Genomic DNA, 20,202 nt, shown 5'->3' on the forward strand with positions numbered 1-20,202 from the left:
CCCCGCTCATGGTCCTGCCTCTCAGCTAGCCGCAGGAAAGCGCATCTTCAACCATTTGACGATGATCGCCATGCCCTTGTCCCGTTCGGTCAGCGGCAGGCCGTAATGGTCGCCGTCGATGAAATCCATCGTCTTGTCGGTCGACGGGCAGGCGTCCACCTGCGCCTTGTTGTCGTCGGGGAAGCAGACATTGTCGCCGCGATAGGCCAGCATCAGCAGCGGCTCGTGGATCGAGCCCAGATTGCGCAGCACATTGGCGCGCGATGCCGTCGACCAGCTGCTGAGCCACGCGCGCGGGGTGATGTATCGGGAAAAACCGCCCGGACCGTAATTGCCGCGCATCACATCGGTCGTGGCGACCGATCCCACTTCCCGCCGCGATTCCCAGCTATGGAGCGACAAGTCGCAATAGGCCGGGTTCGCCTCCGTGCGGTAGATGATCATATAGCGCCCGGCAACCGCGCGACGGCGGATGAAATGCTGTTCCTCGACAGGCAGGTCGGCAAAGCCGGGTTCCGCCATTTTGGCCTTGTAGAAGGCGTTTTCCGCGATCCATCCGCGGGCCTTCGCGTCCAGACGCGCGACCCGCGCGGCCTGGGCCGCACGATAACGTTCCAGAAATTCCGGCGCATATCGGCTGGATTCCGGCGGCTCGCGATATCCGTTGGCGGGATTATACATGTCGAGCGCGGGATCGACCGACAGCGGATCATCCTCGTTCACCACCGACGGATCGATGACGCTCAGCATCAGCGCCCCCTCGCCCGGATGGGTCGCCATCATGATGAGCCCGTCGGCGCGGGGCATCTCGATCGAATTGAGGTCCAGCGGCTCGCCGGCCGCCGTATCGGTCAGCCGTTCGCCCGGCGTCTTGCTCGCCTGTTCCTGGTAGAAGGTGAAGAGGCCGCCGCCGCCGCTATTGCCGACCAGCACGATCTTCTCGAACCCCATTTCCTCCTTCAGGAACCGGAAGCCGGCGGCGAGATCCTGGACGATCTTCTCATGCTCGCAATCGACATCGTTGTTGAGGCCGCGGCACTGATGCCCATAAGCGGCATAGCCCGCCTCCAGCACATGCGGGATCACATAATGCTGGCTCATGTCCGCGCGCGGATGAGAGAAGCAGACGACCGTCTTTTCCCCTCCGCGGGTATAGAGCACGCCCCGCGACGGCACGCCGTCGGCTGCCTTGAACGGCAGGATGCGCGTCTGCGTCCCTTCGGGCAGTCCGGGAAAATCGATGACGCCCACGCCCGGCGCAGACACCTGATGCTGGGTATGCCGTTTCCCTTCCACTGCGATTTCAGCCATGATCCTGTCCTTTCTTGTCCATCTGCGGCGGGTCGCGATCCCCATGGGTTCGTCGCGACCTGGCCATCTGTTTCATCGGTCTATGTGACGGGGGCTGCATCCTGCGCGTCGATACGGCGGATCAGCCGGCGGTAGGGCGGAATGGTCCACAGCCACAGCAACGCCGCGGCGACCAATCCGGCAGGGACGACCAGCGCCGTCGCGTAGCGCATTCCGGTCGGAAACGGAAAGAACAGGTCGGCGATGCCCGCGATCAGGGTCGGCCCCGCCATGCCGATCATGCTGAGGCAGAAGGAGTAGATCGCCGAGACCAGGCCCCGTATTTCGCCCGGCACGACATGTTGCAGGACGGCATTGCCGACCCCCATCGGCACCGTCGCAAACAGCGCCATGGCGCCGAACGCCAATATGGCGGCGGCGGGCGACTGCACAAGCGGATAGATCAGACCGAATATGGCGGCCAAGGCGACCGACACGGCACAGACGACAAGGCGTATGTGCGGGCCTTTATGGATCAGTCCATCGCCGATCATGCCACCGCCCAACAATCCCGCCGGCGCGCCGATGATCGACACGATACCCACGGCGAACCCGACATCGGCGGGCTGCCAGCCATGGACGCGCGCGAAGAGAGCGGCGATCCAGGAATATCCCGCCAGCAGCACCATGCTGCACAGCCCCGACGCGAGATGATGCCGCGCCAGCATCGCCTGGTTGTCGCGATAGAATTGCGCAAGCGCCCCGGACGATGCGGGATCGTCCGCGCGGCGCTGACCGATCAGGCGCGCCGGTTGCGGCATCATCGCGATGATCGCGGCCAGCACCAGGCCGGGCAGCGCCAGCACGATCAGGGTCAGCTGCCAGGGATGCAGCGAGCCCAGTCCTGCAAACACGAAATCGCCATGCCGGCTGAGTTCCCCCACAGCATATCCGCCCACGACCAGGGACACGCCGGTCCCGATCGCTCCACCCGTGGTGAATATGCCTAGCGCCAGGCCCAGTCGTTTCTTTTCGAAGGCGTCCGATATCAGCGAATAGCCCGCCGGCGTCAGCGCCGCTTCGCCCACGCCCACCCCGGCCCGCGCGACGAACAGCATCCAGAAGCCGCCCGCCAAGCCGCAAAGCGCCGTCATGACGCTCCACACGCCGGCGCTCCAGGCCAGGAGGCGCATCCGATCCACGCGATCGACCAGCATGCCCATCGGGATGCCCGCGATGGAAAAGAGCAGCACGAACGCCAGGCCCAGCAGCAGGCTGATCTGCGTGTCGGTCAGGTCCAGATCCGCCTTGATGGGTTCCACCAGCAGGCTGATCACGATCCGGTCGATCGATGCGCAAAGATAGGCGAGCGACAGGACGGTCAGGAGCAGCCAGGGGTAGTAAGGAGACCGGCGATTGATCATGAACATCGTCTCCTTGCCTGGAAGAGGATGTCATGCGCGTCGCACGGCCGGTCCGCGCGCCGATCGCGCTCCATTCCCTCCCCGGATCAATTGTCGTGGGCGGCGATGCCCTCATCGGACATAACCGTCGCTTACGGCGGCCGTATAGTGCGCAAGTTGGGAGGCTGGATTGCACAATCCAGAATTGTTCGCCCCGACCGCACAGGCCGATATCCACTCAAGCAATCTTGGTGCGCGGAGCCCTTTGCCCACGGGCGCGGCCGTTCGGCCGTGCGGGTCGATCATCAGCGACGCCGCCGCCAAGCGATAGGATGAACAAGGAGATCGAGGATGGATGAAGTCAGGAACCCGAGGTTCGAAATATCCGGCCTCCATCACCTGGCCCTGGTGGTCAAGGATATGGACCGCACCATCGAATTCTACCATCGCATACTGGGCATGCCCCTCATCAAGACGATCGACATTCCCAACGGCCGGGGGCAGCATTTCTTCTTCGATGTCGGCAACGGCGCATCGCTGGCCTTCTTCTATTTCCCCGATGCCCCGGAAGCTGCGCCCGGCATCGCCAATCCGCCGTTCCCGCAATCGGTCAGCGCGCATGGGTCGATGCATCATGTCGCCTTCCGGGTTCCCGCCGACAAATTGCAGGAATATCGCGACATCCTGGTCGCCGAAGGAGTCGAGGTGACGGAGACCTGGTATCATAATGATCCGCTCGACGACATCACCGTCACGGAGCAGCCGACCAGTTTCCTCGGCTCCATCTACTTCACCGATCCCGACGGCATCATTCTGGAACTGGCCGACTGGATGCGCCCGATCCATCCCTCAACCGACGTGCATCATGATCGCGTGGTCGACGCGTCGGGCAACGGCCGCTGGATCAAGCGCGAGGAAGCAGTGGCCTAGGCCCTCGGCCGGCCTCTCATCGACGACTCCGGCGTGGAAACACCGGCATAGTCCCGTTTGTCACGGCGCGGCGGCCCGCCGTTCGCGCCCATCGCGTCAGGTATCGCACATGGCCACTCTCGCTTCCCGTACCGCTCCGGCCGTCGCCCATCCCGATCGCTTCTTCATCGACGGGGAATGGGTGGCGCCGTCAGCCGGCGCCAGTTTCCAGGTCGTCACCCCGTCCACCGAGGAGGTCTATCTGACCGTGGCGGAGGCGCAGGCACAGGACATGGATCGCGCCATCGCGGCGGCGCGGCGCGCCTTCGACCACGGCCCATGGCCGCGCATGTCGCATGCGGAGCGGGCCGCCTATCTGAACGCGATGGGTGAGGCCCTGACCGCGCGCCAGGCCGAAATCGCCGACATGTGGACGAGCGAGATGGGCGCCCTGCGATCGCTCAGCGGCGCGATGGTTCCGGCCTCGATCGGCGCGATGCATTATTACGCCGACCTCGCCGAAAACTTCGTCTTCGAAGAACGGCACAAGCCGGCCGTCGGCCACACCGGCCTGCTGGTGCGCGAACCGGTCGGCGTCGTGGCCGCCATCGTGCCGTGGAACGCGCCCTTCAAGCTCATCATCTACAAGATCGCCCCTGCCCTGCTGGCCGGCTGCACGATCGTGCTCAAGCCTTCTCCCGAAGCGCCCGCCACCGCCCTTCTGATGGCCGAGATCGCGCAGGCGGTCGGCCTGCCGGCGGGCGTCCTGAACGTGTTGGTCGCCGATCGGGGCGTGTCCGAACGGCTGGTACGCAGCCCCGATGTCGACAAGGTGACCTTCACCGGATCGAGCGGTGCCGGTCGCAAGATTGCGTCGATCTGCGGCGAGCGCGTGGCCCGCTGCACGCTGGAACTGGGCGGAAAATCCGCCGCGGTCGTGCTGGAGGATTATGACGTCGCGGCGGTGGCAAGGACGCTCGCCCAATCGACGCCGGTCCTGACCGGACAGGTCTGCGCTTCTCTGACCCGCGTGATCGTTCCGCGCAATCGCCACGACGCGCTGTTGGACGCGATGGTGGCCGAATTTGCCCGGCTGAAGGTCGGCGACCCGTTCGACCCGGCCATCCAGATGGGACCGCTCGCCACTGCGCGCCAGCGCGATATAGTGGAAAACTATATCGGCAAGGGCCAGGCTGACGGGGCCGTCCTTGCCACCGGGGGCAAGCGCCCCGCGAGCCTCAATCGCGGCTTCTTCATCGAACCGACGGTGTTCGGCCAAGTGGACAATCAGATGACGATCGCTCGCGAAGAAATATTTGGCCCGGTGGTCAGCGTTATCCCGGCCGCGAGCGAGGCGCAGGCCATCGACATCGCCAACGACTCCCCCTTCGGCCTCAACGCGGCGGTCTTCACCAACGATCCCGACCGGGCCTATGCAGCCGCCCGCAACCTGCGGACGGGGACAATCGGGCAAAACGGGATGCGCACCGACTTCACCATCGCCTTCGGCGGGTTCAAGCAATCGGGCATAGGCCGCGAAGGCGGGGTCGAAGGCCTGCTGCCCTTCCTGGAAACCAAGACGATCGTGCTGGACGGCCCACCGATGCACCTCGATTCCTGAAGAAAGGGCTAGAGCCCACCCCGTCAGGACGATGGCGTTAGCTTGGACTGCTGCCGGGCCACCAGCCCAGCCACGATGTCCTTATGCTCGACGGTGGTATGCGCCAGGGCCTGCATCGCACCGGACAGTTCCAGCACTTCGGCCAAACGCAATTCCCGCCCACGCATCAGCAGCCGCTTGGACATGCGGACCGCATCGCCCGAATTGACGGCGATCCGCTTCGCCAGCGCCAGCGCGGCCGGCATCAGTTCATCATCCTCGACGACCTTCGAAACAAGGCCGCAGGCCAGCGCCTCCTGCGCATCCATGCGATCGCCGGTAAACGCCATTTCGCAAGCCTTGGAATAGCCCACGATCCGGGGAAGTAACCATGCCCCGCCGTCGCCGGGGATCAGCCCGACCTTCACGAAGCTTTCGGCGAAAATGGCGGATCGCGCGGCGATGCGGATGTCGGCCATGCAGGCAAGATCACATCCCGCCCCGATGGCGGGACCGTTGACCGCGGCGATGACGGGCACTTCCAGCGTCTGGAACATCATCGGCACGCGCTGAATATTATGAGCATATTGCGCCGGCGTCCGCACCGGATCGCCGCCGCCCAGGCCGCCCGGCTGGCCGATCGACTTGAGATCCCCGCCCGAACAGAATGCGCTGCCCGCGCCGGTCAGGATGGCCACCCGCACATCCAGATCGCGGTTCATGCTGTCGAGCGCGTCGACCAGCGCATCGACCGTTTCCTGCGCGGAGATGGGATTGCGGCTTTCGGGCAGATTGAGCGTGATGGTCGCGATGCCATCGGCAATATCGAGGAGAACGGGCTTGGTCATGATATCAGCCTATCTGAGATTGAGCCCGCGCGCGATGATGCCGCGCAGGATTTCGCGCGCGCCACCGCGCAGCGAGAAGGAGGGGGACGCCAGCAGCGTCGTGGCAAGCGACGCTGCGAAATCCTGCCCTGTCAGATCGGGCTCGGTTGCCACCAGCAGGCGCGCCACCTCTATGACCTCCTGCTCCAGCACCGCGCCCAGATCCTTGACGATGGCGGCCGCGACGGTCGGGTCTTCGCCCCGCTGCAACATGCCGGCGACCGAAAGCGACATCTGGCGCAGCACGGCCACCTGCCCCGCCAGCCGACCGAGCGACGCGGCGGCATGGGCAGAAGGGCTGTCGCCCAGCGCCCGCGCCAATTCCACCAGCAGGGGGAAGGAGGACAGGAACCGTTCCGGCCCGCTGCGTTCATGCGCGAGTTCGGAAATCACCTGCTGCCACCCGCTGCCCTTCGGACCCAGCAGCGCGTCCTTCGGCAGCAGCGCGTCGCTGAAATGGATTTCGTTCAGATGATGCTCGCCGGCCATGTCGAGAATGGGGCGCACTTCGATGCCGGGCAGCGACATGTCCACGATGAACTGGCTGAAGCCCGAATGTCGCGCATCCGAAGAGGGCGCGTCCGTGCGGCAGAACAGGATCATATAGTGGCTGCGATGGCCGTTGGTGTTCCAGATCTTGGTGCCGTTGACGACCCAGCCCGCATCCGTTTCCACCGCCCGCGTCCGGGCGGAGGCGAGGTCTGACCCGGTGTCCGGCTCGCTCAGACCCGCGCAGAAGAATATCTCGCCGCGCGCGATGCCGGGCAGGTAGCGCTGCCGCTGCTCCTCCGTGCCGACGCGCAGGATCAGCGGCCCGGACTGACGGTCGGCAATCCAGTGCGCCGACACGGGCGCACCGGCCGTCAGCATCTCTTCCAGCACCACATAGCGTTCGAGCGCGCTGCGTTCATGCCCGCAGTAGCGCCCGGGCCACGTCATGCCGAGCCAGCCCCTCTCGCCGACCTTGCGGCTGAAGGCGGCATCATGTCCGGCCCAGCTCAGCGCGCGTTCGGCCGGTTTGCGATCGCCTATCTCGACCGCCAGGAAATCGCGCACTTCCTGGCGCAGCGTTTCCATCGCGTCATTGGACGGCACCTGCTGAAAATTGAAATCGACCATCCGCCCGTCCTATGCCCCTGCCGTGATCGCCGGCCACAGCGCATCGGCGCCGGCGCGGGCGATCCGCTGGCCGTAGACCAGATTCCACTCGGCCTCGTTCCCGAACTCGTCGCGCCAGGACCAAAGCCGCTTGGTTAAGAATTGCAGATCATGCTCCAGCGTGAAGCCGATCGCGCCATGCACCTGATGCGCGATCGCGGCGCCGGCGCCCGCCGCCTCCCCCGCCCGCGCCTTGGCGATGGCGACATCGGGCAGCAGCCTGCCCGTCGCCAGCGCCGCGCGCGCCATCGTCGCGGCCATTGACGCCACGGCGGTGTGGGTCGCCAGCACCGCCAGATTTTGCTGGATCGCCTGGAATTTGGATAAAGACTTGCCGAACTGCACCCGGTCCTGCGCATATTGCAGGGCCATGTCGGTGGCGCGCTTCAGCCCACCTGCAATCTGCATGGTTCGGATCGCCGCGCCGATCGCCCGCATGTCGTCCGCCGTGATCGGCGATGGAACGCCGCTGACGGCGACATCGTCGATCGTCACCCGGTCTCGCGGCTCGCCCGCGACATTGGCGCCCGGCGCGACATCCGCGATTTCGGGATCGAGCAGCAGCAGTGCGCCATCGACCAGCGCCACGATGCCGGCCTGCCTGCCCCACGGCACGCGGGCGGCGACCAGAGTGTCCGCCGACCCGTCGAACGAGGCAAAGGTCAGGGGGCCGGCCGGCACCGGCAGCCCGGCCCGGTCGAGCAGCCAGGCGGCGATCATCGTTTCGGCCAGTGGAATGGGCGCGGCATATTCGGCCGCCAGATCGACCAGCGACAGGGCGGCGGCGATCGGCAACGCAGCGCCGCCGCCTTCTTCAGATACGAGAGCCAGCGTCAGCCCTGTGCTTTCGACCGCATCCCACAGCGCCCCCGGCCACTGCCCGACGGCAGCGGCCGCCAGCACCTGCCGGTCGCAATGATCGGCGAAGACGCGCTCCGCCATATCCCGGATCATGATCGTAACGTCGTCAGACATGCGCGGCTGCTGCTTTCATGCATGTGATCGCGCCCTTGCGCGCGAGCGCTTCGATGTCCGCCGGATGGACGCCCCATTCCAGCAGGGCGGCCTCGCCGCCGGCGCCCGGGGCTTCGGGCGGCGTGGGCAGGGCCGGGACGGTTCGACTGAACCGGGGCGCGGGCGCGGGTTGGGTGACGCCGTCTATCGTGACGAATGTGCCGCGCGCGCGATTATGCGGATGGTGCGGCGCGTCCGCCATCGACAGGACCGGCGCGAAACAGGCGTCGGTGCCCTCCAGCAAGGTGCGCCACTCGGCCTGGGTCCGCGTCCTGAACAGCGCCTCCAGCCGCGCCTGGAGATCGGGGTCGTCGCCGCTTGCGGGATCGATCCCGATCAGGCCGAACAGGATGGCCCGGAACTTGGGTTCGATCGGCCCCACGGAGACATAGGCTCCGTCCAGGCATTCATAGACATTGTAGATGGCCGAACCGCCGTCCAGCAGATTTTCGCCTCTTGGCCGGGCGTGCAGGTCGGCAAGGCGCAAGCCGTAGATCATCGTCATCAGCGATGCCGTGCCGTCGACGATGGCGGCATCCACGACCTGCCCTTTGCCCGACTGGCGCGCCTCCAGCATCGCGGCCAGCATCCCCATCACCAGATAGAGCGAGCCGCCGGCATAATCGCCCAGCAGGTTCATCGGGATGGCGGGCTTTCCGCCGGCGACGCCGATGGCGTCCAGCGCCCCCGTCAGCGCGATATAGTTGATGTCGTGGCCGGCCGCCTGCGCCAGCGGTCCGTCCTGCCCGAACCCTGTGACCCGCCCATAGACCAGCCGGGGGTTGCGCGCCAACGCCGCGTCCGGCCCCAGCCCCATCCGCTCTGCAGCGCCGGGGCGAAACCCTTCGATCAGGCCGTCGGCCTTTTCGATCAGTTCCAGCGCCAGATCGATGCCCGCGGGGTTTTTGAGGTCGATCGCCAGCGACCGGCGATTGCGCATGACGAGGTCCAGCGCGACCGGCTTGCGCAGCCCTGGTCCGTGATCATCGGAGCGACACAGGCGCAGCACCGTGGTGCCCATATCCGCCAGCAGCATCGCGGCCAGCGGTGCCGGCCCGATGCCGCCAATCTCTACGATGCGAAACCCCGCCAGCGGACCCATGTTACAGGTCCCCGCCATTGGCGACGCGCAGCACCGGATCGGCCGATCGCGCGGCCAGCATCTGGCGGGCTTCCCGCCGTATCTCGTCCCCATGTTCGTTCAGACGCGGCGCTGGGCCGGGCGCGCCCGGCTGTGTCGCGCTCCACCGGCTGGGTATCCGCATCCCGCGTATCCTGCCTTCGCTGGGGTGGTCGAGTTGCTCGAAGAAGCCGGTCGCGGCCAGATGCGGATCGTCCAGCAGGGACTGGAGGTCATGGAGCGGCATCACCGGAATGTCCGCCTTTTCCAGCAAGGCCATCCATTCGGCGGTCGTCTTGGTCAGGAATATCTGCGCCAGGTCGGCGTAGATGGCGGCGATATGAGTGGTGCGGGTGCTCTGGTTCTGCAGGCGCGGGTCGGTCTGCGCATCGTCCCGCCCCAGCATCTCGAAGAACCGCTTCCATTGCTTGTCATTGTAGATCAGCACGCAGACATGGCCGTCGCTCGTCTGCATCGGCTTGCGATCGGGCGCGAGCAGCCGGGCATAGCCGCCATCGTCGAGCGGCGGGTCGAAGGTCAGTCCTGCCATATGGTCGCCCAGAACGACGCTGACCATCGTTTCGAACATCGGCACGTCCACACGCTGTCCCTCGCCCGTCCGTTCACGGTGCACCAGCGCGGCGAGGATGGCGTTGACCGCATGGATGCCCACCATGCGATCCGCGATGGCGATCGGCAGATAGGCGGGCGCCGCGCCGGGCCGGACCAGCGCGGACAGCGATGCCGCGCCCGATGCCCCCTGGATCAGGTCGTCATAGGCCGGCTTCCCCGCATATGGCCCGTCCTCGCCATAGCCGAACGTGCCGACATAGATGATATCGGGTTTGACGGCCGCGACATCCTCATAGGCCAGGCCAAGCCGCGCCATGGCCTGTGGCCGCAGATTGTAGAGCATCACGTCACAGGTCTGCGCGATCAGCAGCAATTCCTCGCGATCCTGCGGCTGCTTGAGGTCCAGGACGATGCTGCGCTTGCCGCGATTGGCGGTCAGGTAGATGCCCGACATGCCGGGATTGCGCGCCTTGCCGATCAGCCGGACGATGTCGCCTTCCGGCGCCTCCACCTTGATGACGTCCGCGCCCATCTGCGCCAGCAGCAGCGACGCATAGGGCCCCATCAGGACGGTGGAAAGGTCGAGTATGCGAATGCCCTGCAAGGGTCCGGTGCCGGCCATGATCCTGTAATCCTCGCTCTGTCAGCTGCCCGGCGTTGCCATGCCCAGATCGATCCCGCGTTCCCGCAGCACGTCCTCGGCGATGCGGAAGGCGTCGTTGCACGCCGGAAGGCCGCAATAGATCACCGACTGGAGCAGCACTTCCTTGATCTCTTCGACCGTGCAGCCGTTATTGAGGGCGCCGCCGATGTGAATCCGCAATTCCGCGCCCCGGTTCAGCCCGATCAGCATGCCGATGCACGCGATGCTGCGCAGCTTGGGCGGCAGGCCCGGCCGCGTCCAGATTTCGCCGAAGCAATAATCCTCGCCCAACCGGCGGATTTCCTGGTTGAACCCGTTGATGCCGGCCTGCCGCCGCTGGAAGGTTTCCTCGCCCACCACATGGCGCAGCAGCGCCATCGCCTCGTCCCTGTCGAACCGGGGCGCTCCGTCCTGCCGCGCGCTCATTCTGCGGCCTGCTGGGCGGGGAGCGGGGCGGAACCGACCGTCGCGCCCGCCCATTGTTCATAATGCTGAATCGTCGCCGCGAAATCCTTGTCGCCGCCGCCCTGCGCGATGGCGAAGGCCAGCATCTGGCGCACGACCTGGCCCACCCACATCTGCGCGCCCGCCGCGTCCGCTTCCTCCAGGCAAAGCCGCACGTCCTTGTGCATCAGCGTGGTGGCGAAGCGTGGCGGAAAGGTGCGCGGCATCACGCATTGCGGGATCTTGACGCTGGTCATGAAATTCTGTCCGCTCGAAACGTTGAGCACGTCGAGCATCTGCTGCGCGTCCAGCCCCAGCTTCGCGCCCAGCACAAGCACTTCGAAGGCGCCCATGGCGTTGACGGCGGCCAGCATGTTGTTCACCAGCTTCATCGACTGGCCCATCCCGGCCTGCCCGCCCATGTAGAACAGCTTGCCGCCGACGATCTTCAGCAACGGCTCGATCGCGTCATAGGCGGCCTTGTCGCCCGCGGCCATGATGGTCAGCGTCCCCTGCTCCGCCGCGCTTACGCCGCCGCTGACCGGCGCGTCGATGAAAGCGACGCCCTTTTCGGCAAACCGCGCGGCCAGCCGCTCCGTCGCGCGCGGCCCGGTGGTCGACAGGTCGATGACGATGCGCGTGGCGCCGCCTGCCATGATGCCGTCAGGCCCTTCGCACACGGCCGATACGATGTCGGGCGTCGGCAGGCTCATCAGGATGACATCCGCTTCGGCGGCGAGTGCGGCCGGCGTTGCGACGATCCTGGCCTCGTCTCCGGCGATCGTCCGGGCGACGGCCGGCGAGATGTCCTGCACGATGACCGGCAACCCCGCCCGGATCAGGCACCGCGCCATCGGCCCGCCCATATGCCCCAGGCCGATAAAGCCCACCGTCGCCGTCCCGGCCAAGACGCTGGCTGCAATGTCCGTCATATATTCCCTCTCCTCGCCGGCAAACCCGGCCGAGCGCCCGATGGTCAGTCTCATTCTGTCTCACCGCCGCGTGCGACGACGCCCCGTTGCCTCGGTCTTCCAGCGGCAACGAGACGACGTCCTGGGTGGCGGCGCGTGCGCGTCAGGCGACCTTGAGCGTCTTCTGCTTCTTGAACTGCGGCGCGACCTCTTCCTGGAACAGGGTGAAGGAATCGAGCAGTCTCTCCGAACCATAATAGGGCGGATACATGGACAGCAGCGACGTCATGCCGACCTTCTCCTGCAGTTCGGCCACCTTGGCCGCGACGGTGCTGGGCGAACCGTGGATCAGGACGTTCTTGGATACCAGGTCGGCATACCAGTCCCCGCCCCTGCTGGCGTAAAGGTCCGGCGACACCGTGCCCAGATAGCCGACGGTCTGCTTGCCGTCATACATGTTCATATGCTTGAGGATGCCTTCCTCGGTGATCTTGCGCGCCTTTTCGTCGGTTTCGGCGACATAGACCCAACGCGCGATGTCGATCTCGCCGAAGGCGGGGTTGGACCGGAGCGCGTCGGGCGTCTTCTCCATTGCCTTGCGATACATGTCGCCCTCGGCGGCAAGCTGCTCGGTCGAGGACAGGCCGGAGAACATGACGCCCAGGCCGCGGTCCGCCGCCTTGTGGATCGACCGCTCGGTCGCCGCCGCCAGGTAGAGCGGCGGATGCGGGCTCTGGATCGCCTGCGGGAAGATTTCATAGTCGCCAGAGATGTCGACGTTGAAATATTTGCCCTTGTGCGTGACCTTCTTCTTGGTGAGCAGGTCGTAGATCAGCGGCAGCGCCTCTTCCTGGATGTCGCGCCGTTCGTCGAAGGGAACGCCGAAACCCGCGAACTCATAGGGGCGATATCCCGACCCGAAGCCCAGCAGGAACCGCCCGTTGGTCAGCACGTCGAGGAAGGCCGCGTTTTCGGCGACGCGGACGGGGTGCGCCATCGGCAGGGTGACGACGGCCGCGCCCAGCTTGATGTTCTTCGTCTTCGCGGCAAGATATGCCGTATAGGCGAAGATGTCGGGCATGATCCCATACATGTTGCTGAAATGATGTTCGGCGATCCACGCCATGTCATAGCCCAGACGATCGACAGCAACGACCATCTCCGTTACTTGCCGGTGAATGTCGTGATAAGGATAGGCATCCTTGTTGATGTCGGGCTGCGACGTAAAAAGTACACCGAATTCCATGAGCCTCTCCAATCGTCTCGATAATGGGGTTGCCCACATCAAACAGGGCGGAGGCTTTGAAAGCCAATACAAAGGGATGCTATGAGAAATGCCTTTTGATTATGGCGTGATATTGGCCGAAAAAGGCAGCGTTTCCGCCGATCCTGGCGATCGGAAAAGCGCGCGGTCCCTGCTCTCGACGTGACGATGAGGGCCGGGACCGCGCCGCACGCCATCAGTCGCATTGCAGACGGTAGGAGTCGCCGTCGCGTTTGACATGGCCCGCCGTCACGCCCGCCCAATGGGTTCCGATCACCAGGATCGGCTTGTCGGCGGCGTCGGAAAACACCTGTTCGCGCGTCCGCACCGACTGCTCGCCGTCGAAATCCCAGCGCAGGCTCCAGTCGGTATGGACGAGCTGGCTGGGGTGATGGGCCATGTCGCCGGTAATCAGCGCCTGCTCCCCGCGCGACGCGATATGGATGCTGACATGGCCGGGCGAATGACCGGGCGTGGGCACCAGGGTCACTTCTTCGCAGATTTTGTGGGTTCCCTCGACTAGGTCGATCAGGCCGGCTTCGTGCACCGGCGCGACGGAATCGTAGAATGTCGCCTCCATCGTGTGGATGAATTCCGGGTCCGGCACCATGTCATAGGGCGCCTTCCAATATTCGAACTCGGTGCGGTTGAGGATGTAGCGCGCGTTGGTGAAGGTCGGCACCCATTTGCCGTCGACCATCATCGTGTTGCAGCCGACATGATCCGCATGGAGATGGGTGCACAGCACGGTGTCGAAGCTTTCGCGCGGATAGCCCGCCGCCTCCAGATCCTCCAGCAGCAGGGACTGGATCTGCGCCAGCTCCTCCGACGGGCCCCGCCCCTTTTCATAACCCCAGCATGTGTCGACGATGATCCGCCGGGTCGGCGTCTCCACCACCAGCGCATGATAGCTGAATATGCCGGTCCCGTCCGCCGTCAGGAAATTGGGTTGCAGCCACGGAATGTCCAGCAGCGCCTGGACCGTCGCCTTCGGGAACAGGTGGGTCAGGTCATGCTCCTCCACGCAATCGACGAATTTCGTGATGGTGACATCGCCGATATGCCAGACCTGCTGGGGTGCGTCGCCCTGCCCCCTGCCTCTGATGTTCGTCATGGTCAGTGCCTCTCCTTTGAAACGCCGGTCCCTTTTTCGTCGGGCAGGGCGTAGGCGATGATGTAATCGCCGACGGTTGAATTGAGCGTCTTGAAGCCTGCGGCGGCGATGGCGATGAACTGCCGCCCGCTCTGGGGCGATCGGTAGCTCATCGGGGTAGAATGGCCGCCGGCCGGCAGCCTGGCATCCCACAGCAGCTTGCCTGTGCGCGTGTCGAAGGCGCGCAGATGGTCGTCCTGCGACGCGGCGATGAAGGTGATGCCGCTGCGGGTCGCCATGGACCCTCCGAAGCTCGCCGTGCCGATCGTGAAGGGCAGGTGAGACCGCGTCCCCAATGGGCCGGAATTTTCCGCCGAACCCAATGGCCTCGTCCAGATCAGCTTGCCGCTGACGAGATCGATGGCGCTCATGGTGCCATAGGGCGGACTGGCGCACGGCACCTGCAAGGGCGAGAAGAAGGGCCGGACATCGACGGCGACCGGCGTTCCCATCTGCGGGCCTGCGCCCGCGAACGTCTTCTTGCCGTCCGCGTCATAGACCTCGATCCCGCGCCGGTCGGCTTCGGCGCGGGTCAGCAACTGCACCCACATGGGCATCTGGGTGGCGTTCGCCAGTAGGATATGGCGGTCCGTATCGATCGTGACGCTGCCCCAATTGCTGCCGCCCGCGGTGCCGGGGTTGATAAGGCTGGGCGTGAGGCCTGGCGGGGTCAGCTTGCCGTCATAACGCGCCTGCTTGAAGGCGATGCGGCACCAAAGCTGGTCGAGCGGACTGACGCCCCACATGTCGCTTTCCGCCAGGTCCGGTCCCGCCAACGAGGGCATCCCTACCGAAAAGGGCTGCGTTCGCGACAGGCGCTCGCCGGCGACCGCTCCGGCCTGCGGCGCGGGCCGTTCGACGACGGCATGGACGGGCTTGCCCGTCTCGCGATCCAGCACGAATAGCTCGCCGCGCTTGGTGCCCTGCACCAGCAGGCGGCGGACGCGGCCGTCGGCCATCGGAACGTCCGCCAGCGTGGGTTGCGACGACACGTCATAATCCCAGATGTCGTGATGCGTGCTCTGGAACACCCAGCGCGGCTTTCCGGTCGCCGCGTCGATCGCCACCGTGGCGCTGGAATATGTCTCGTCGAACGGGCGGCGCTGCCCGCCATAATAGTCGGGCGTCGGATTGCCCATCGGGGCATAGACCAGGCCCAGCGTTTCGTCCGCGCTCATCGGCGCCCAGCTGTTGGGCGTCGATCGCGTATAGGTTTCGCCTGCGGGCGGCTCGGACTGCCGATCGGGACGCCCGACGTCGAAGGCCCAGGAAAAGACCCCCGTCACCGCATCATAGGCGCGGATGACGCCGGAAGGTTCGCCCCAATATTGATTGTCGAGCACGCGCCCGCCCAGGATGATGCGCCCGCGCACGATCACCGGCGCGGAATCCACGAGATAATAGCTTTTGGGCACATGCCCCATGCCCGGCAGCAGCGACACTTCGCCATTCTTGCCGAAGCCCTGGCAGCGACGACCGTCCCGCGCATCGACGGCGATGATCCGGGCATCGACGGTATTGGTGATGATGCGCGTGGCGCAGGAGCCCGTCGCATCAGGCACGCGATAATAGGCGACCCCCCGGCAGCTGCCATAGGGGTCGGTCATCGCCCCCGATTTCGCCCGCCACCGCTCCTTCCCGGTCTCCGCATCCAGGGCGACGATGTCGTTCCACCCCGTGCACAGATACAGCGTGCGATCGATCTTGAGGGGCGTCACCGACAGGCGCGGATATTGCCCCTTGGGGTCGCGGCCGGTGCGATAGGTCCAGGCGACCTTCAACCCGGCGACATTGTCGGGCGTGATCTGCGACAGGGGACTGAACCGCGCGCCGCCCGCATTCTGTCCCCACACCGCCCAATCGCCATTGTCGTCCGCCCCCTGCCCCGCCTGCCGCGTGGCGATGGACGTCATGCCGTTCTGATAGATGGGGTCCAGAGCCACGGGCCTCAGCGTATGCAGACCCGCGCCGATCGCCACAGCGGCGACGGCCGCCAGGCCGATCGCCAGCGGCCGGGGAAAGGCTCTGCCGTGCAGCAGACGCCGAAAGCCGGGAATGAGCAGGAAAAGTCCCAGCAACACCGGCCCTACCAGCCGCGGGATCAGGCGCCATCCGTCCGCCCCGGCCTCCCATATTCCCCAGGCGATCGTGCCGAACAGGATGGCGAGATAGAGCAGCGCGCCCTCGCACCGCCGCGCCCACAACAAACCGCCGGACAGGATGAGGCCGACACCCGCGATCAGATAATAAGGCGATCCCTGGAGCGCCACCAGATATCCGCCCCCGGCCGCCAGCGGCAGGCCCGTCGCTATCAGGATGGCGGCATAGGCGCGCAGGCCCCAGATCATCATCAAATCACCTCTCCCTTTCCCAGTCGCTCGTTCATGAACCGATCAAGGCGGCCGCATCAGCGCGTGGGCATCCCCGCCATCCTATACCCGTCATAAAATAATATCAATTTACTTGTTGTATATTCTTGTATCATTAGCCTATCATGTCGCCATCGCAGGCTCCGGCGCGACGCCGCGCTGCGATCGCCTTGCGTTGTCGACAAGCGAGACCATGCCCATGCAGTTGATATCCCATTTCGAGAGAGCGGTGCGGCATCACCCCGATCGCATCGCGTTCGTGCAGCCCAACGGCGCGGCGATCAGCTATGCCGCCGCCGCGCAGGCGGTCGATGCGATCGCCCGCGCGATCATGGCGTCGCGCCTGAAGCCCCATGCGACCGTCGCGATCTACGGACCGAATGATGCGACCAGCTTCCTCGCCGTGCTGGGCGTGCTGCGCAGCGGACGGGTCTGGGTCTCGCTTAACGCCCGCAACCTGATCGACGACAATATCGCTCTTGCCCGGACCATGGAGGCCAGGGCGCTGCTGTTCCACAGCAAGTTCGAGGCGGAAGCGGCGCAGATCGGTTCCGCCGTGCAGGGGCTGGACCTGTGTATGTGCCTCGATGGTCGCAGCCCGCTCGGTCGTTCGCTCGACAGCTTGCGATCCGACGCCGACCCGGCGCTCCCGCCCCTTGCCGATGACGATGATCGGCCCTGCACCATCTTCGCCACCGGCGGCACCACCGGCCGGTCGAAGGGCGCGGTGTGGACCAACCGCACGTGGGAAACCCTCATTGCCAACTTCTGGACCTGCGCGCCGCCCTCCGACCATCCCGTCCATCTCTGCGTCGCGCCGATCACCCATGCCGCAGGGATATTGGGGCTGATGCTGCTGCCCAAAGCACCGACGAACATACTGATGACCAGCGCGGATCCGGCCGCCATCCTGGACGCCATCGCCCGCCACCGGGTCACGCACCTGTTCCTGCCGCCGACCGTCCTCTACGCCCTGCTGTCCTACCCGGCGCTGGGCGACCATGATATCTCGTCGCTGCGCTTCTTCCTGATATCGGCCGCGCCCGTCGCTCCCGAAAAGCTGCGCCAGGCGGTCGAAACATTCGGTCCCGTGATGTGCCAATCCTTCGGGCAGGCCGAAGCGCCCTTCTTCCTGACCTATCTGTCGTCCGCCGATCTTGAACGCGCGGTGCAGGCGCCCGCCAGCGCCAAGCTGCTGCACAGTTGCGGCCGGCCCACCATGTTCTCCGATGTCGAAGTGATGGACGATGAAGGACGCATCCTCGCCGCCGGCGAGCCCGGCGAAATCGTCGCGCGGGGCAGCCTGGTCATGGCCGGCTACTACAGGAATGAGGAGGCGACGCGATCCGTGTCCCAGTTCGGCTGGCACCATACCGGCGACATCGGCATCAAGGACGAGGCCGGCTATCTCTACATTGTCGACCGCAAGCGCGACATGATCATCTCCGGCGGCTTCAACATCTTCTCGACCGAGGTGGAGGGAGCGCTGCTCGCCCATCCCGCCATATTGGACTGCGCGGTGATCGGCATACCGGACGAAAAATGGGGCGAGGCCGTCACCGCCGTGGTCGCGCTCAAGCCGGGGCAGGATGCGACTGCCGACGAACTCATCGCCCATTGCAAAGCCCTTCTGGGTTCGGTGAAATGCCCCAAGTCCGTCGAGATCTGGGACAGTCTGCCCAAGAGCACGGTCGGGAAGGTCCTGAAGCGGTCGATCCGGGATCGTTTCTGGCAGGAGCAGGCACGATCGATATGAGGAAGGTCCGCACAGCATGATACCCATGGTTCCGGAAGGCAGCGACGATCCGATCGTCGCGGGCATTTTCGCACGCCTGAAAAGACGGTGGGGCACCGTGCTGCACCTGTATCGCGTTCTTGCCTGGTCGCCCGAACTGGTGCGCGCCTGGGCGCCGTTCGCCTGGGCGCTGCGGTTCGAGATGACCGCGAGCCGGCGGCTGCGCGAGCTACTCATCATCCGCATCGCCGCCCTCCTCGACGCCGAATATGAATATGCGCATCATCGCCATCTTGCCCTGGACGAAGGCGTCACCCCGGCGCAGATCGCCGCGCTGCCCGACTGGAAGGCGTCCGACCTTTTCGACGAAGGCGAGCGCGCCATTCTCGCGCTGGCGGACGATCTGGCGATGAGCCCAGGCGCGTCGAGCGATACCATGGCGCGGCTGCAAAGCCTCTTTTCGAACCGCGATTGCGTCGAACTGCTGGTGACCGGCGGTTTCTATTGCGGGGTCGCGCGCGTGATCAATTCGGCGCGCGTCACGCTGGAGCCTGATCATGACAGCCTGAGGCCGCGCAACGATTGACGCAAAATCGTCAGCCCTGCCGCATATGACCGGCTGCAACTTGTTCATGCCGGGCAATGCGCGCCGGAATCGACCCACGCCTTGAACAGGATGCCGAACTGCGCCTGCGTGCCGGGCACGGGTGTTCGATCGCCACCGGGATGCCAGCCCCATCCAACCAGCTCGTCGGTCGCCATATGCTCTTGCAGCGCAGCCATATCGCGCCCGCCATTGCGTTCGGGGTCCTTGATCTGACGACAGATCTCGCCGATCGTCTTGCCCTGCCAGGCCATTTCCGCCGGCGCCAAGGCCCATTTCGGATTGCCCGGAACGCCGGCTACATCGTAATTTTCCTGCTGGTGGCAGGCATTGCAATGCAGCCCCGGCGCGCCGATCCCGCCCTCGGCGCCCACGACCCCCGGCATGTGCGGGCGCATCGCATCCGTCTGGGTCGGCCGGTCGGTGGCCGGGTGGCAGTTCATGCATCGCGGATGCTGCAACACCTTCCCCACTTCGCCGAACAGGGCCAGCGAGCGCTGCGCGGGGTCCGCGATCGCCGCGAAGTCCGACGCGGGCCTCAACGATGTCGGCAGCACGGCATCCGCTCTCGTCGCGGCCCGTCCGCCCGCCACCGCCGCGACCCCGCCGGCCAGCAGCAGAAGGGCAAAATGGCGGCGCTTCATGCCGCCGCGTCCAGCGTCTTGGCCGCCTTGTGGATCGCCGCGCGGATGCGCACATAGGCGCCGCACCGGCACAGATTGCCGGTCATGGCAAGGTTGATGTCCTGGTCGGTCGGGCTGGGCACTTCGCGCAGAAGCGCCACCGCGCTCATGATCTGCCCCGACTGGCAATAGCCGCACTGCGGCACGTCGCCGTCGATCCAGGCGTCCCGCACGGCCTTGGCTTCCGGGCCGTCCAGTCCCTCGATCGTCGTGATCTCGCCCACCACCTGGCTGATCGGCACGGCGCAGGATCGCACCGCCATCCCGTCCACATGGACCGTGCAGGCGCCGCACATGGCGATGCCGCATCCGAATTTGGTGCCGGTCAGTCCGATATGGTCGCGCAGCGCCCACAGCAGCGGCGTATCGGCCTCCGCCTCCACCTGTCTGACTTGGCCATTGACCGTGATCGAATAGTTCATGGACCGCTTCCTTGCAGTGG

General features: G+C 65.6%; 18 protein-coding genes. 4 read left to right on the forward strand and 14 right to left on the reverse strand.

Annotated features, from left to right (window positions below):
- Positions 1-21 precede the first annotated feature (21 nt).
- Together SAMIE_RS10685 and SAMIE_RS10690 are read right to left on the reverse strand one after the other, a co-directional pair.
- Positions 22-1,311 (reverse strand): alpha/beta fold hydrolase, encoded by a 1,290-nt coding sequence (locus SAMIE_RS10685; protein ID WP_066701191.1) that lies wholly within the window; start codon positions 1,309-1,311, stop codon positions 22-24.
- A gap of 80 nt (positions 1,312-1,391) precedes the next feature.
- Positions 1,392-2,714, reverse strand: a complete 1,323-nt coding sequence (locus SAMIE_RS10690) for an MFS transporter (protein WP_162849056.1) — start codon at positions 2,712-2,714, stop codon at positions 1,392-1,394.
- Positions 2,715-3,044: 330 nt separating this feature from the next.
- On the opposite strand from SAMIE_RS10690, the gene SAMIE_RS10695 reads away from it, so the two are divergent.
- Positions 3,045-3,623: a VOC family protein gene (locus SAMIE_RS10695; RefSeq protein WP_066701193.1), complete on the forward strand. Its 579-nt coding sequence runs from the start codon at positions 3,045-3,047 to the stop codon at positions 3,621-3,623.
- 109 nt (positions 3,624-3,732) lie between these two features.
- Positions 3,733-5,223: an aldehyde dehydrogenase gene (locus SAMIE_RS10700; protein WP_066701194.1), complete on the forward strand. Its 1,491-nt coding sequence runs from the start codon at positions 3,733-3,735 to the stop codon at positions 5,221-5,223.
- A gap of 23 nt (positions 5,224-5,246) precedes the next feature.
- Here SAMIE_RS10700 and SAMIE_RS10705 read toward each other — a convergent pair whose 3' ends face one another.
- The 10 genes from SAMIE_RS10705 to SAMIE_RS10750 all read right to left on the reverse strand — a co-directional run bounded on the left by SAMIE_RS10705 (position 5,247) and on the right by SAMIE_RS10750 (position 16,720).
- Positions 5,247-6,050 carry a crotonase/enoyl-CoA hydratase family protein gene (locus SAMIE_RS10705; protein ID WP_066701195.1) on the reverse strand — a complete coding sequence of 268 codons (804 nt, stop codon included), beginning with the start codon at positions 6,048-6,050 and terminating at the stop codon, positions 5,247-5,249.
- 9 nt (positions 6,051-6,059) lie between these two features.
- Complete coding sequence (locus SAMIE_RS10710; RefSeq protein WP_066701196.1) at positions 6,060-7,208, reverse strand: acyl-CoA dehydrogenase family protein; 1,149 nt, start codon at positions 7,206-7,208, stop codon at positions 6,060-6,062.
- A gap of 9 nt (positions 7,209-7,217) precedes the next feature.
- Positions 7,218-8,222, reverse strand: a complete 1,005-nt coding sequence (locus SAMIE_RS10715) for an acyl-CoA dehydrogenase family protein (protein WP_066701197.1) — start codon at positions 8,220-8,222, stop codon at positions 7,218-7,220.
- Positions 8,215-9,363 carry a CaiB/BaiF CoA transferase family protein gene (locus SAMIE_RS10720; protein ID WP_066701198.1) on the reverse strand — a complete coding sequence of 383 codons (1,149 nt, stop codon included), beginning with the start codon at positions 9,361-9,363 and terminating at the stop codon, positions 8,215-8,217. The genes SAMIE_RS10715 and SAMIE_RS10720 overlap by 8 nt, the downstream gene beginning before the upstream one ends.
- Before the next feature lies 1 nt (position 9,364).
- A complete protein-coding gene (locus tag SAMIE_RS10725) occupies positions 9,365-10,576 on the reverse strand; it encodes a CaiB/BaiF CoA transferase family protein (RefSeq protein WP_066701199.1) in 1,212 nt (403 codons plus the stop codon).
- Between the two features lie 21 nt (positions 10,577-10,597).
- Positions 10,598-11,023 carry a carboxymuconolactone decarboxylase family protein gene (locus SAMIE_RS10730; protein ID WP_197724631.1) on the reverse strand — a complete coding sequence of 142 codons (426 nt, stop codon included), beginning with the start codon at positions 11,021-11,023 and terminating at the stop codon, positions 10,598-10,600.
- Complete coding sequence (locus tag SAMIE_RS10735; protein ID WP_162849057.1) at positions 11,020-11,973, reverse strand: NAD(P)-dependent oxidoreductase; 954 nt, start codon at positions 11,971-11,973, stop codon at positions 11,020-11,022. Before SAMIE_RS10735 ends, SAMIE_RS10730 begins: the two co-directional genes overlap by 4 nt.
- A 142-nt stretch (positions 11,974-12,115) precedes the next feature.
- Positions 12,116-13,198 carry an LLM class flavin-dependent oxidoreductase gene (locus SAMIE_RS10740; protein WP_066701201.1) on the reverse strand — a complete coding sequence of 361 codons (1,083 nt, stop codon included), beginning with the start codon at positions 13,196-13,198 and terminating at the stop codon, positions 12,116-12,118.
- Between the two features lie 214 nt (positions 13,199-13,412).
- The gene (locus SAMIE_RS10745; RefSeq protein ID WP_066701202.1) at positions 13,413-14,330 is read right to left on the reverse strand and encodes an MBL fold metallo-hydrolase; all 918 of its coding nucleotides are present in this window, start codon (positions 14,328-14,330) and stop codon (positions 13,413-13,415) included.
- 2 nt (positions 14,331-14,332) lie between these two features.
- Complete coding sequence (locus tag SAMIE_RS10750) at positions 14,333-16,720, reverse strand: membrane-bound PQQ-dependent dehydrogenase, glucose/quinate/shikimate family (RefSeq protein WP_066701203.1); 2,388 nt, start codon at positions 16,718-16,720, stop codon at positions 14,333-14,335.
- 217 nt (positions 16,721-16,937) lie between these two features.
- Between SAMIE_RS10750 and SAMIE_RS10755 the strand changes: the two genes are divergently transcribed.
- Entirely contained in the window at positions 16,938-18,494 is a 1,557-nt protein-coding gene (locus SAMIE_RS10755; RefSeq protein WP_162849058.1) for an AMP-binding protein, read from the forward strand.
- A 16-nt stretch (positions 18,495-18,510) separates the two neighbouring features.
- The gene (locus SAMIE_RS10760) at positions 18,511-19,059 is read left to right on the forward strand and encodes a carboxymuconolactone decarboxylase family protein (RefSeq protein ID WP_083952527.1); all 549 of its coding nucleotides are present in this window, start codon (positions 18,511-18,513) and stop codon (positions 19,057-19,059) included.
- Between the two features lie 44 nt (positions 19,060-19,103).
- Here the strand turns inward: SAMIE_RS10760 and SAMIE_RS10765 are convergent, their stop codons facing one another.
- Positions 19,104-19,721 (reverse strand): Isoquinoline 1-oxidoreductase subunit, encoded by a 618-nt coding sequence (locus SAMIE_RS10765; RefSeq protein ID WP_066701206.1) that lies wholly within the window; start codon positions 19,719-19,721, stop codon positions 19,104-19,106.
- Entirely contained in the window at positions 19,718-20,182 is a 465-nt protein-coding gene (locus SAMIE_RS10770; protein WP_066701207.1) for a (2Fe-2S)-binding protein, read from the reverse strand. The genes SAMIE_RS10765 and SAMIE_RS10770 overlap by 4 nt, the downstream gene beginning before the upstream one ends.
- Positions 20,183-20,202: the final 20 nt, after the last annotated feature.

The organism is Sphingobium amiense (assembly GCF_003967075.1).
In the GTDB taxonomy this organism is placed as follows: domain Bacteria; phylum Pseudomonadota; class Alphaproteobacteria; order Sphingomonadales; family Sphingomonadaceae; genus Sphingobium; species Sphingobium amiense.

Bases quoted from the DNA above. Each gene is read 5' to 3' on its own strand.
- SAMIE_RS10685 (WP_066701191.1), bottom strand. From the start codon at position 1,311: ATGGCTGAAATCGCAGTGGAAGGGAAACGGCATACCCAGCATCAGGTG.
- SAMIE_RS10690 (WP_162849056.1), bottom strand. From the start codon at position 2,714: ATGATCAATCGCCGGTCTCCTTACTACCCCTGGCTGCTCCTGACCGTC.
- SAMIE_RS10695 (WP_066701193.1), top strand. From the start codon at position 3,045: ATGGATGAAGTCAGGAACCCGAGGTTCGAAATATCCGGCCTCCATCAC.
- SAMIE_RS10700 (WP_066701194.1), top strand. From the start codon at position 3,733: ATGGCCACTCTCGCTTCCCGTACCGCTCCGGCCGTCGCCCATCCCGAT.
- SAMIE_RS10705 (WP_066701195.1), bottom strand. From the start codon at position 6,050: ATGACCAAGCCCGTTCTCCTCGATATTGCCGATGGCATCGCGACCATC.
- SAMIE_RS10710 (WP_066701196.1), bottom strand. From the start codon at position 7,208: ATGGTCGATTTCAATTTTCAGCAGGTGCCGTCCAATGACGCGATGGAA.
- SAMIE_RS10715 (WP_066701197.1), bottom strand. From the start codon at position 8,222: ATGTCTGACGACGTTACGATCATGATCCGGGATATGGCGGAGCGCGTC.
- SAMIE_RS10720 (WP_066701198.1), bottom strand. From the start codon at position 9,363: ATGGGTCCGCTGGCGGGGTTTCGCATCGTAGAGATTGGCGGCATCGGG.
- SAMIE_RS10725 (WP_066701199.1), bottom strand. From the start codon at position 10,576: ATGGCCGGCACCGGACCCTTGCAGGGCATTCGCATACTCGACCTTTCC.
- SAMIE_RS10730 (WP_197724631.1), bottom strand. From the start codon at position 11,023: ATGAGCGCGCGGCAGGACGGAGCGCCCCGGTTCGACAGGGACGAGGCG.
- SAMIE_RS10735 (WP_162849057.1), bottom strand. From the start codon at position 11,973: ATGACGGACATTGCAGCCAGCGTCTTGGCCGGGACGGCGACGGTGGGC.
- SAMIE_RS10740 (WP_066701201.1), bottom strand. From the start codon at position 13,198: ATGGAATTCGGTGTACTTTTTACGTCGCAGCCCGACATCAACAAGGAT.
- SAMIE_RS10745 (WP_066701202.1), bottom strand. From the start codon at position 14,330: ATGACGAACATCAGAGGCAGGGGGCAGGGCGACGCACCCCAGCAGGTC.
- SAMIE_RS10750 (WP_066701203.1), bottom strand. From the start codon at position 16,720: ATGATGATCTGGGGCCTGCGCGCCTATGCCGCCATCCTGATAGCGACG.
- SAMIE_RS10755 (WP_162849058.1), top strand. From the start codon at position 16,938: ATGCAGTTGATATCCCATTTCGAGAGAGCGGTGCGGCATCACCCCGAT.
- SAMIE_RS10760 (WP_083952527.1), top strand. From the start codon at position 18,511: ATGATACCCATGGTTCCGGAAGGCAGCGACGATCCGATCGTCGCGGGC.
- SAMIE_RS10765 (WP_066701206.1), bottom strand. From the start codon at position 19,721: ATGAAGCGCCGCCATTTTGCCCTTCTGCTGCTGGCCGGCGGGGTCGCG.
- SAMIE_RS10770 (WP_066701207.1), bottom strand. From the start codon at position 20,182: ATGAACTATTCGATCACGGTCAATGGCCAAGTCAGACAGGTGGAGGCG.